The organism is Pseudoxanthomonas sp. (genome assembly GCF_002863005.1).
Lineage (GTDB): Bacteria > Pseudomonadota > Gammaproteobacteria > Xanthomonadales > Xanthomonadaceae > Pseudoxanthomonas_A.
In genome coordinates, this window is record NZ_PKDG01000015.1 from 83,816 (window position 1) to 95,761 (window position 11,946).

General features: G+C 64.5%; 10 protein-coding genes. 6 read left to right on the top strand and 4 right to left on the bottom strand.

What is annotated here, in order from left to right:
- Positions 1–603: 603 nt before the first annotated feature.
- Positions 604–867 carry a hypothetical protein gene (locus CYU89_RS05380; protein ID WP_296279202.1) on the top strand — a complete coding sequence of 88 codons (264 nt, stop codon included), beginning with the start codon at positions 604–606 and terminating at the stop codon, positions 865–867.
- Between the two features lie 213 nt (positions 868–1,080).
- Here the strand turns inward: CYU89_RS05380 and CYU89_RS05385 are convergent, their stop codons facing one another.
- Positions 1,081–1,677, bottom strand: coding sequence for a hypothetical protein (locus CYU89_RS05385; protein WP_296279203.1), 597 nt, complete (start codon positions 1,675–1,677; stop codon positions 1,081–1,083).
- Positions 1,678–2,179: 502 nt separating this feature from the next.
- Between CYU89_RS05385 and CYU89_RS05390 the strand changes: the two genes are divergently transcribed.
- Positions 2,180–3,862: an AarF/UbiB family protein gene (locus tag CYU89_RS05390; protein ID WP_296279204.1), complete on the top strand. Its 1,683-nt coding sequence runs from the start codon at positions 2,180–2,182 to the stop codon at positions 3,860–3,862.
- 76 nt (positions 3,863–3,938) lie between these two features.
- Entirely contained in the window at positions 3,939–4,943 is a 1,005-nt protein-coding gene (locus CYU89_RS05395) for an SDR family oxidoreductase (RefSeq protein ID WP_296279205.1), read from the top strand.
- 174 nt (positions 4,944–5,117) lie between these two features.
- Here the strand turns inward: CYU89_RS05395 and CYU89_RS05400 are convergent, their stop codons facing one another.
- Together CYU89_RS05400 and CYU89_RS05405 are read right to left on the bottom strand one after the other, a co-directional pair.
- The gene (locus tag CYU89_RS05400; RefSeq protein WP_296279206.1) at positions 5,118–5,339 is read right to left on the bottom strand and encodes a GMC oxidoreductase; all 222 of its coding nucleotides are present in this window, start codon (positions 5,337–5,339) and stop codon (positions 5,118–5,120) included.
- 348 nt (positions 5,340–5,687) lie between these two features.
- The gene (locus tag CYU89_RS05405) at positions 5,688–6,431 is read right to left on the bottom strand and encodes a CPBP family intramembrane glutamic endopeptidase (RefSeq protein WP_296279207.1); all 744 of its coding nucleotides are present in this window, start codon (positions 6,429–6,431) and stop codon (positions 5,688–5,690) included.
- 95 nt (positions 6,432–6,526) lie between these two features.
- Here CYU89_RS05405 and CYU89_RS05410 point away from each other — a divergent pair, with 95 nt between their 5' ends.
- The 3 genes from CYU89_RS05410 to CYU89_RS05420 all read left to right on the top strand — a co-directional run bounded on the left by CYU89_RS05410 (position 6,527) and on the right by CYU89_RS05420 (position 9,311).
- Positions 6,527–7,540, top strand: coding sequence for a L,D-transpeptidase (locus CYU89_RS05410; protein WP_296279208.1), 1,014 nt, complete (start codon positions 6,527–6,529; stop codon positions 7,538–7,540).
- Between the two features lie 217 nt (positions 7,541–7,757).
- A complete protein-coding gene (locus CYU89_RS05415) occupies positions 7,758–8,519 on the top strand; it encodes a hypothetical protein (protein WP_296279209.1) in 762 nt (253 codons plus the stop codon).
- A gap of 249 nt (positions 8,520–8,768) precedes the next feature.
- Positions 8,769–9,311: a DUF2878 domain-containing protein gene (locus tag CYU89_RS05420; protein ID WP_296279210.1), complete on the top strand. Its 543-nt coding sequence runs from the start codon at positions 8,769–8,771 to the stop codon at positions 9,309–9,311.
- Between the two features lie 59 nt (positions 9,312–9,370).
- On the opposite strand, the gene CYU89_RS05425 is transcribed toward CYU89_RS05420, so the two are convergent.
- Positions 9,371–11,497 (bottom strand): CocE/NonD family hydrolase, encoded by a 2,127-nt coding sequence (locus CYU89_RS05425; RefSeq protein ID WP_296279211.1) that lies wholly within the window; start codon positions 11,495–11,497, stop codon positions 9,371–9,373.
- Positions 11,498–11,946: the final 449 nt, after the last annotated feature.

Consider the following 11,946-nt stretch of genomic DNA (forward strand, 5'->3'; position numbering starts at 1 on the left):
GAGGTTATGGAGATGCGAACAGTTTCCGAACTCAGCACTATTCTAAGCGAGAGCATGGCAAGGCTTCGCGACGGCCAAGTAGGGCCTGACGCACGAGAGTTCGTACGGAAATTGCGTATCCAATTGCGTGATGACGCTTCCCAAGATGCGCGACTGACCGTGTTCGTGAGTCTCGTCGCAATGGAAACAATGCTGGACAAGAGAGAGGCAGCGTTGCGCCACTCTGCAACGAGAGCTACGCCCGCCGTGGTCTAAGCGCTTTGGCATCAATCCACATGCGCCTCTTTATAGATCCTCTTCCTGCGCGTCATCTGCAACACTCCCGCTGCCTATGCAGTTATCCGTGTGTTGCATCGATCATATGAATCCGCGACCTAAACCGGACATCCTGCAGTGGCAGTAGTTGCGGTCAGTTCACCCGATGAGGTTAGCTTGAGAGGAGGTCGAATGAGGCATCGCCCGCTCGCTCCACGTCATCGGGTCGCTTGTCAGCCCACCCCAGTCGCCTCAAGGTCAAATCGTGCCAGTCCATCGTGCTACCGGGTGGTACCAGGGGGAATGCCTGCGGGTCCATTCGGAAGCGTAGATGAGGATGGGGTCGCCATGATTGGCATCCTGCTGGATGGGTCGGTAGCGTATGGCGACCGGCTGGACTGCGCCAATCACCTGGGTGAATACATCGATGATGATGTAGAGAGCGCGCTGTGTCATATCGCATGTAATCTAGCGGAGGATGAGGATCTGGTTGAACACTGTGGCGAGGCTTTGGCAAGTATTCGGTTGAAGAGAGGTCGTGTTAATCACGAGCTTCTTTCCAGGCTTCCCCGTCGCGTGCAATTGATGGCGCAAGCCGTACTGGATTCTTAGAAGAGTTCGGTAGTTGGAGGGGCTACAACCAGGGCCATCGAGGAATACGCCCAGCGTGTTTTTTCTTATGCGGCTTCTGAGATGCCCGTTTTTGGCCGGAAGCGGTCGCTATCCGCGGGCACCTGTCCAGCGCATGTGCTTCCGTAAGGTTCAGTACTTTCGTTTACTGAGAATATTCCGATGTGCGGCTGCCTGTTTCACCCACCAGTACCGTTAGAACCCGCAAAGTGCTCGCCTGAGTGAGTGCCGGAGAGGGAGTGCGTGGCGGACATTCGACTGCTGGATGGTGGCCACGCACGGCGGCTGGAGCTGTTGACGGGCATTGCGGATGATCTGGACCGATCGGTCGCCAGCGTCGATCGGGTTCTCGGCGGTGGCCCCAAAGAGGATCTGGAGTTGGCGTGGACGGATGCGCTTGTCCGCTACGGACGGTGCTTCGGGAAGGGTGTGCCCGCATGGGGTGCGTCCCGGATACTCGGAGGTCTGACCGAGATACTCCTTGTCCGGCACCGTCACTTCCGGCGTCTGAGAGATACGCTCGTCAGCCACCCTGGTGGGATTGGACGCACTTACAGAAGCGAAGCGCTGCTGGATGCGGGCGATGTTCCGCACGTACGCTGCGAGCCGATCCCCATGTTCGTACTGGGGCAGCTGGAAGCCATGGACTTTGCAGAGCTGTTGTCCACGGTTCGCGAGCTGGTCGGACGACTGCGGTCCGAAGTCGAGAACGAGCTTCGCTTCGACCTGGCAGAGATGTCCGACGAACAGTTCCGACAACTGCCTTTGCCGGCTCGCTTGGACGGCAATCAAGGATAGTGTTGGTGGGAATCTATCGGGTTCCAACCCTGAGCGGATGTTCGCATGAGTGCGCTCGCCCACTTGCCGGACAGGATTTGTGGCTCGTCATTCCTCAGCAACCAGTGCTCGGGTCCACGCCGTAGCACAGGGCACAGTGGTGCACGAACGCTGGGTGGTTCTCCCGCCGTATCGGCGCCATCTATGGCGTGCCTTCCGATGCACGTCCGGATAGCCCTTCTCCGGATCCGGGCGTCCGCTGCGCGGCGGCTTTGGGCTATTCGATTCTTCGCTGTGCACGTCACAGTTGCGGTACTTGTCGTGGGTACTGGCATCCTGAGCATCGCTGCCGGGATTCAGTGGGGACACGGATTGCCTGTCGGGATCGCCGTGGTCTTGTGATCGGCTCGATGGCAGGCATGCGTGGTGATGGAAGCGTGATGTGGCGGCCTCGACATTCACCCGATGCTCACCGGCTGCGCGAACAATCCGTCATGGATCGACACGAGGCACATGCATGACTACCGCCCCCCTACCGCCGAGCGAGGGCAAGCTTTCCCGTCGCGCGGCCATCCTGCATTTCCTGTTCCGTTACCGGAAATCCGGCGTCTTCCACGGACTGACGCTTGAGCCGGCGATGCTGGAAGCCGACGCGGTGGAAGAGGGCAGTCCGGAACGCTTCGCCGACGAACTTGAAGCATTGGGACCTACGTTCGTGAAGCTGGGCCAGATGCTGTCCACGCGTCCGGACCTGGTGCCGCCCGCGTACGCGTCCGCACTGGAGCGGATGCAGGAGAAAGTGTCGCCGGTGCCGTTCGAGGTGATCCGTGAACAGGTAGAGGAATCGCTGGGCGTGCGCATCAGCAAGGCCTACGCCAGCTTCGACGAAACCCCGCTGGTATGCGCCTCGCTGGCGCAGGTGCATCGCGCCACGCTGCGCGACGGCCGCGAGGTGGCGGTGAAGGTGCAACGGCCCGGCGTGGCGCAGCAGCTGATGAGCGATCTCGAGCTGCTGCGCGGCATCACCGATACGGCGGACCGATTCACCAGCGTCGGCCGCAACGTGCGCTTCTCCGAATGGCTGGGCGAGTTCTCCCGCTCGCTGACCGCCGAACTCGATTACGTGGCAGAAGCCGAGAACCTGGACCGCTTCAGGCTGCATCTGGCGCCATTCCGACAACTCTGGGTGCCCGCGCCGATCTGGGACTACACGGGCAAGCGCGTGCTGACGATGGAGCTGGCCGATGGCCGCCGCGTGGATGAAATCTCCGGACTGCGCCGGACCGAGCAGGGCATGACGCCGCTGGCCGAGGATCTGCTGCGCGGCTATCTGGACCAGATTTTCGTACATGGCGAGATCCATGCCGATCCGCATCCCGGCAATCTGCGCGTCACCGAAGACGGGCGGTTGGCGATCTTCGATCTGGGCATGGTGGCCAACCTGCCGCCGCGCCAGCGCGACCGCCTGCTGAAGCTTCTGTTCGCCGCAGTGGACGGTCGCGGGGAACAGGTGGCGGAGGAGTGCATCGCACTCGGCATCCGCCTGGAAGACTACGATGAGCCGCGCTTCCTGCGCGAAGTGGGACAACTGGTGGCCCGCTACGGTGCGCACCAGACGTCGATGTCGGAAGGTCGGGTGGTGCTGGAGCTGGTACGCATTGCGACCCATTGCGGCCTGCGGCCCCCGCCCGAGCTGAGCCTGCTCGGGAAGACGTTGTTGAACCTCGATGCGGTCTGCCACCTTCTGTCGCCCGAACTCGACACCCAGGGCGTGGTGGAGGACCAGCTGCAGCACGTCATGCGTGCCCGCCTGCGCAAGTCGCTTTCCTCGCCCAACGTGGCCAGCGAGATGATGGAAGTACAGGCCTTGCTGCGCGACGGTCCACGCAAGCTGTCGGACATCCTGTCGCTGGTGGCCGAGAACCGGTTCCAGCTTCGGGTCACCGGGCTGGAAGAGTCGCGGCTGATGGAAAACCTGCAGAAGATCGCCAACCGCATTGCGGTAGGGGTGATCACAGCCTCGCTGATCCTGGCGTCGGCGATGATGATGCGGGTGTCGTCGACGCACACGTTGTGGGGATATCCGGTCGTGGCGCTGGTCCTGTTCCTGCTCGGCGTGGCGCTGGGTGCCGGCATCATCGTCAGTTCGCTGATGAGCGACCACCGCGCGCGTTCGCGGGAGGAGCGCGGCCCGCGCTGATGCGTCCCGCCTCCGCGTTGCCTCCGTCATCACGAAGCCGGCGCTAGGCTCGACCCATAGACGACGGAGCACGCCCATGGCGAAGAAGACGGCGAGTAAGGTCACAAAGACAGTGGTTAACGAAGCCGACGCGACCTCGTCGCGCCAGCGTGCCCTGCAGCGAGAGGCATTGAAGAAGGCAGCCGCCGTGCCCAAGCCGAAGAGGAAGGCAGTGCAGGCTGGCGTACGCGCGCAGCCCAAGCCGCCGCTGCCGAAACAGCACCTCGACAAGCCGGGCAACGAGGGCGACCTGCAGCTGCAACCGAAATTCCTGGCGCCCGATTATGCCGGCAGCGGCAAGCTGCAGGGCATGACCGCGATCGTGACGGGCGGCGATTCCGGCATAGGGCGTGCAGTCGCGGTGCTGTTCGCCCGTGAAGGCGCCGACGTTGCCGTGCTGTATCTGGACGAACACGAAGATGCGCGTGTCACCGCCGGGCGTGTCGAGGCCGAGGGGCGCCGTTGTCTGGTGATCGCCGGCGATGTCCGCGATCCCGGGTTCTGCGAGACGGCCGTGGCGAAGACGCTGGAGGCATTCGGGCGACTCGACGTGCTGGTCAACAACGCCGCATTCCAGCAGCACGCGATGCGGCTGGAGGACATCAGCGATGCCCAGCTCCAGGAAACGCTGCAGACCAACATCGGTGGCTACTTCAACATGGCGCGCGCCGCGCTACCGCACATGCAGGAAGGCGGTTGCATCATCAATTCAGGCTCCGAAACCGGCATCTTCGGTAGCCAACACCTGCTCGACTACTCGGCGACGAAGGGCGCAATCCATGCGTTCACCCAATCGCTGGCCAGCAACCTGCTCCCGCGCGGCATCCGCGTGAATGCGGTGGCGCCGGGCCCGGTGTGGACGCCGCTGAATCCCGCCGACAAGAAAGCAGAGGATGTGGCAACGTTCGGAAAGGACAGCGACATGGGGCGCCCCGCGCAGCCGGAAGAAATCTCGCCAGCCTATGTGTTCCTCGCTTCGCCGATCACCGCGTCGTATGTCAACGGCGTGATCCTGCCCGTGATGGGTGGCCCACGCGGCTGAACCAGCGGGTTCTCCCTGCGGCCTTCGATGCAGGGCGATGCCGGTCCAGGATCCTCCGGTGCAGGCGGAAACCGGACCGGGACAGCGTGGTCCAAGCGGTTGCTGTGCGACCCTCTTCACTTCGGGTGTTGGCGCAGTTCCGCGTTTTCGCAGAAGCTGGCACAACGCGATCCCTCAGGTCCGATGCTTCGCCTGGATGATCTCCGTCGTCCGCTCACCGAAGACGACGCGCGGCGCTCGTGTTGCCTCTGGGCACGTCGGCATGATCGATGCGTCCGCGTTACGCAGTTGCTCGACGCCATAGACCTGCACGTTGCTGGTGACGTCGTAGATCAGGTCTTGCCCCCTCTTTGGGGTGCATGCCGGATGCCAGAAGGTCACCGGCGGCAGGAACATGGCGGGATCTCCATGCGCACATCCGTGGCACCGTCGCCGACGCTCGTGCGTCATGCTGTCCGCTTTCGGTCGCGACACGCGCGGCTCGCTGGCACACGCAGCTATGCCGGCGCCTACGACGACGCATGGTGCGGGTCAATCAGCGTCGCGCAACACGTTGGCGCTGCGCGTGGACTTCTGCCCGGCAGGCGGCGTCGCCGCTGGCAGAATTCAGCTACGACGATCCGGGCCTCCTGTTCGAGCCGACGAAACAGGAAGGGAATCTGGAGTGCGGATGCCGCTAGTGATATGTCGAGAGATTACGCAACCCTTTCCGCGTTCTTCCTCTTGACGATGACCACGCCCGTGTCAGTGCGACAGCGATCCCAGCAACAGTCCTGCCCCGAACAGCGTCCAGTCATTGAGCACATGCGCGCCGGTCGACACCCACAGATTCCGCGAGAACAGGTACGCCAGACTCAGTACCAGCCGGGCGCTGCCGATGATCACCAGGCACTGCACCAGGTCCCACTGGTAGGTAGGCAGGTGCGCCAGCGCGAATGGGATGGCCGACAGTAGCCACGCCAGCACCAAGGCAGTGCGTCGCGCCAGCCTCATGCGGGTATGCAGCCACCACAGCAGTGCGAGCAAGGGCAGGATGGTCAGCAGCTCCTCGCCCAACAGCTGCGGCACCATCGCCGCGAACGCCATGACACGGGTGGCCGTATCCGCTTCGCCCATCGATTTGAACGCGGGATTGGCCGACCCATGGTCCAGGCCGTTCAGCAGCAGCCCGATCAGCAGGGTGACCACCAGGTTCAAAGCGGCGATGCCGACCATCAGCAACAGGTCGCGGCCGCTGGGGCGATGGAACAAGGCCGTCCAGGCGCGACCGACAACGAGGGCCAGGGCGCACAGCGGCACGCCGCAGAAAAGCAGCACGGGAATCCACATGCCCCATGGCTGGGGAGGGCGTGTCCACGGTGCCACCAGCAGCCAGAACGCCAGCGCCACGCTCGCCATCACGACAAGCCATTGCGGACCGGAAAGGCTGACGGGCCTGCCGGCGTAAAAAGGAAAGTCGGGGCGATGCTGCAGACCGGGAGAATGCACGGGCGACTCCGGGAGTGAACGGCTGCATTTAAGCATGGGTCCATGCAATATGTGACACCACCTGATGCTCGTGCCATCTCGACAAGGACACCGCGATGATCCGGACCACACTGATCGCATGGCTGGGGCTCCTGCTGCTTCCCCTCTGTGCGCATGCCGTGCCGTCATGGGGGGCGAAGACTTCCAGCCCTGCCGGCACACCGCCGGCCGCACTCAAGCCCGGCGAATGGGTCTGGGGCGGCGATGCCAAGGACATGGGGCCTATGGCGGTGGTGGTCAGCCTGACCGAACAGCGCGCCTACGTGTACCGCAATGGCCTGTTGGTCGCGGTGTCGACGGTCAGCAGCGGCAAGCCCGGACATGAGACGCCGACCGGGGTGTTCACCATCCTGCAGAAGGACAAGGATCATCACTCCAGCAAGTACAACGATGCCCCCATGCCCTATCAGGAGCGCCTGACATGGGATGGCGTGGCGCTGCATGCCGGCGGCTTGCCGGGCTATCCCGAGTCGCACGGCTGCGTGCATCTTCCCACCGAGTTCGCACGACTGCTGTTCGACGCCACCAGCATGGGGATGGTCGTGGTGATCGCGAAGGAAGGGATGGCCCCTGAAGATCTCGTGCATCCTCCCGTCGCCAGCCCGATCGATCCCAGGACGGGGGCGGAGAACGCCGCCCCGCTGCTGGGCGCGGCCGAATCCTTCCGCTGGGAGCCACAGAAATCGCCGACCGGTCCGCTGTCGATGGTGATGAGTACCGCGGACCGCCGCCTGTTCGTCTTCCGTAACGGCATCGAGATCGGACGCGCGCGTGTGGATTTCCGGGATGGTCCCGCGCCGCAAGGTACACACGCTTACCTCGTATCCGGTGCCACGCCGGGTCAGGCGCCGACATGGCGCCGCATCGGCATTCCCGGCCGTGAGGACGAGGCCGGCCAGGAGGTCGCCGAGAAGGATGCGGCACGCATCGTGGTGCCGGCGGCTTTCACCGCCGCGGTCTCGCCGCTGCTGCGGCCGGGCGTCGTGCTGTTGCAGACCGACCTGCATGTGCTGCCGGAGACCACCGGCGCGACGGTACAGGTGCTCAATGGGGATGTGCCGACCCTGTAGCCGCGCGTTCGGAGATGGGTCTTCACGCTGCCGTGGTAATCAGGAGGTGATGCTCGACCACGGTGGACGGCGAGCCTCGCACCCGCTGCCCAGCTGGTGTGGCGCATCGACGGGGACACGCACGTCAGGTGCGCCGCACGCAAGGAAACACAACTCTGGCACGACCGTTGATCCAGGCATGTATATCCCGAAGTCGAACCCCCTCAGGAGAATCGCCATGCGTAGTCGCCTTTCGCGTTCCGTCACTCTCTTCACCCTGCTGGCAGCGCCTTTCGTCGTATCCGCGCAGACGCCGCCCGATGTGGAAGACCTGGTCGGCGCGCGCGGTGCCGGCGGCGAAACCCAGCTGCAGTCGCGGGGCTATGAGCAGCGCGATTCCAACACCGTGCGCGACCAGCGTTTTACCTTCTGGTGGAACGCGAAGCGCAGCCAGTGCATCTCCGTCTCCACCATGGATGGCCGCTATGCCTCGATCCAGTCCGTGCCGGCCGCCAACTGTGGTGCGTCCGGGAGTGGATCAGGCGGCGCATCGTCACGTCCGTATCCGTCCAGCGAGCGCGATCCCAATTCGCTCGTGCTGGTCTGCTACGGCGCCGGCACGCGTCCGACGGTGACCAGCGAGCCGAACTACAGCTGGGACGACAAGCGCAACAAGTGGCACGAAGCCGATACCGTGCGCGCTACCACCGAAGGCTTCAGCAGCGACGTGCAGATCGAACTGTATGGCGACCACGGCCGGATCCACCTGGGTGCGCCGCTGATTCCGCCGATCAACTCGCACGGCGATCATGGCTGGTGGGATCTCGACAACCTGCAGGTCGGTTCCGACCGCATCACCGCGAGCTATCGCCTCAATGGCATGAACAAGCCGCGCCTGACCGTCGACCGCCGTTCCGGCCGCATCAACATCGAGGGTGGCACGACGTTCTCGGGCCAGTGCGACATCGGCAACTATGGGGGGGGTCAACGCCGGTTCTGAATGAGCTCGACATGGCGGCGCCAAGGGAGTGGCGTTCGGTGCCGACACCGGCTGGCACTGGAACCACGTCGTGAGGTGTCAGCAGCACGTGCTGCGGTCGCTGTTGATCGGGATTGAAAAAGAGGAGTGCGAGAAAGGGGGGATGCAACCCGCATCGCCCTCTCGCGTGAGAATGACGGAAGCCAGGCAGGGCCTGCATCTGCCGCGTGAGGCCATGCGTATGTACGGCAGCCCTCACGGAACGACGCAATGCGTGCCGATGCGACACGTTTGATCCTCAATCTGCTCGGAAACCAGGTGGTGTGGTTCGTTGCCGTGATCGCCGCCGGGCGGGGACAGGCATGGCCCGGGGTGCTCGCGGCGCTCGCCTTTGTCGCGTTGCATCTGCGAAGCGCACCGCGGCCCGGGGACGAGATTCGCCTGGTGGTACTCGCGGTGCTGTGCGGGGTGGTCGTCGACGGCGTGGCGGCGTGGCAGGGTTGGGTCGTCTATCGCGCCGCCACCTTCGGTAGCGCGATGGCGCCACCGTGGATCCTGGCGCTGTGGGCATCGCTGGCGGTCACGGCCCATACGGGCATGCGGTCGCTGCAACCGCGTCCTTGGGCCGCCGCGCTGCTGGGGGGTATCGGCGGTCCCTTGGCCTACCTGGCAGCGGCCCGCGGATGGGACGCCGCGCAGTTCCCCGTGCCTGCGTGGCGGGGCGTGTGCTGGCTCGCCATTGCGTGGGCGATGGCACTGCCTTTGTTGCTGGGTGTCGCGAGACGGCAGGTGACGCGCAGCGCGCTGCGTTGAGCGGCACGGGCCCGCGCGGTCAGCGTTCGGCTTTCTCCCGCAAGCCGTCTTCGTTCTTGTCAGTCGCGTATCCCGAAGGTCAGGCAGCTGCTGCCCTGCCACTGGATCTCGAGAGGCTCGCCGGCGTCTTCAACGGTTTCGACGGAAGGATCCTTGCCGCTGCCCAGGTTGAGTTGGCGGTCGGCTTGCTTGCTCACGCCGATCGTCACCACCAGCCGGCTGCCGGCGGCCAGCTTGCGTCCGATCACGCGCGTGTCCTTCACGACAAGGCGTTGGAGCTCGCCCGGCTGCAACAGGCGCCGCTGCCGCCGGTCTTCGCTGTAGCTCGCGCGTTGTAGCCACCATGCAAGATCGAGGTATTCGCCGTCGGCATTCCGTTCGTAGACGCCGATGGTCAGGTCGACATCTCGCTTGTTGACGGTGAAGTCGAGCACGCCACCGAACGGGCCCGCGAGTTCGATCTCCTGCATCACGGCGTCGCCCACGAATGCCAGGCCCAGGTGCGGATCCAGTCCGGTCGTGACAACCTGCTGCGGCGGTGCCCAGTCCGCGTCTCGGCGGTCGCTGAAGTCAACGCGTTGCGACGCCACAACGCCTGGACGCGATCGCGGGGAAAGCGTGTAGGTGTCGATCGTCGCGCCAGGCGCCAGACACCACGACTGCGTGCGTGTGGCCATCGTCTCCAGCGTGTCAGCATGGCGCCACGCATCGGCACCCATGACCTGCCAATTCACGCGGCCGGCGAGCAGGTCGGGTTTCGGTGCACCTTTGAAGACATGATCGAACCAGGCTAACCGCAGGGCCTGGAGGTTGATGCGCGCAGCGGCATCCGGTGCATAGCCCTGCACGCTCGGAGGCACGCCCGCCTGCATGGTGATGTGTTCGTAGGGACCGATGACCAGCGTGTGGTCGGCGTCCGCGCGGTGGCGCAGGTGCTGGCGGAAATAGTGCAGAACGCCCGCCTGCGCACCATCGAAGTAGCCCGTCGTCGCCAACACCGGGACCCCGATACGGGCGTACTCCTCGCCCTGGGGGATCATCGACTGCCAATACGCGTCGTAATCCGGATGCTGCAGCCATTCCAGGAACAACGGATTCGCGCTGCCATCGACCTGTGGCCGATCCCGGTACGCGAGACCGCGGGCATAGGCCTCGCGGTCGAGCTTGAGCCAGCGTTCGCCATCGCCATACCGTGCGTTGTCCAGCCAACGGTTGCTCGCGGTGTACAGCGGCCAGGGATACATGAAGTTGAGGAAGACGTTGCCTTCCATGGGAATGTCGATGCCGGGCGCCGCCGAGGCGGACGTGGCGATGGCCTTCAATGCCGGCGGCAGGTGCTTCAGTGCCGCCCACTGCGCGAAGCTGTTGTAGCTGCCGCCGAACATGCCCACGCGTCCATCGCTCCAGGGCTGTGTTGCGATCCAGCCGATGACCGCGGCGGCATCGGTTCCGTCGTGCTTGAACGGGGCGATGGCATCCGGACTGCGGCCCTTGCCGCGACTGTACGCCACCGCGCCGACATAACCGTGCGCGGCCATCGTCTTGGCATCGCCCCAAGCCACGTCATCGTCGGCGTAGACGGTGAACTGCAGCAAGGTGGGCAGTCGAGGGGCCGCCGCCGGGCGTACGACGAGGGTGGCGATGCGTGCGCCGTCCGGCGTGGGCACCAGGACATCACGATCAATGCGGTAGCGAAGGGCGTCGTCTTCCCGCAGCGCATCCGCGAACAGCGGTTGCAGCGCCACGTAGACCCGATGGACTTGGTACGCACGGATGAGGTCGATAGCGTCCGGCAGCGGCACGCGTCGTTTCCCCGCGATCTTCGCCAGTGCCGCATCCAGATCGCCGCGGACGCGCGTCACCGATGTTCCGAAGGCGAACTCCGCCTGCAGGGCTCTCCTGTCGTCGAGCGCACCGAACCGTTGCGCGAACGCCTGGCGCCACGCGTTCGTGAAAGACATTCCCTGCTGCGCCTGCAGGACGTTCGCGCGCGCGTGGATCTCGTACTGGAGGAAGACCGGCGGCTGCGACGGCGGATCGTTGCGCAGCAGGCGGAGTGCATCGATGCTTTCGATCGCCTGCGCGTACTGGCCGGCGACCATCTGCAGCCGGAATTGCGTGCCGAGATAGCGCGCCCGGTCCTCCTCCTGGTGCAGGCTGAGTACGTCCCGCGCAAGGCCGGGCATCGCTTGGTCGATGTCGCCACCTTGGAGTCCTGCAGGAACCGGCACTTCCGGTACCTGTGCGAACGACGGCAGACAGAGGATCGTAAGGATAAGTCCCAGCAGTCGTTTCATATCGGCCGGAGTCAGGCATACAGGCATGCAGCTTGGCATGCTGCCCTTGCAGCAGGGAAGTGACCAAGGCATGCCGGCGCGAGGCGATGCATCTCGTAACCTAGTGCGGTGCCGACCCAGTGCCTCCGGCATACTGATGGCCTACCGCCCGGATAGCGAAGCATGACGGTGTTGAGCAGAAGCATGGACATTGAAGTGCAGGCGATGGGAGGGTGCCGTGCAGCCAGCGGCGCTGTCGCCCCGGATCTGATTCGTACTGTTTCGCAGGAAGAGCGCGCTGGCAGCGGACCGTCGACCAGCCGTGCACTCGTCGTCAGTGTTGGAAGGCAACGCCGCGT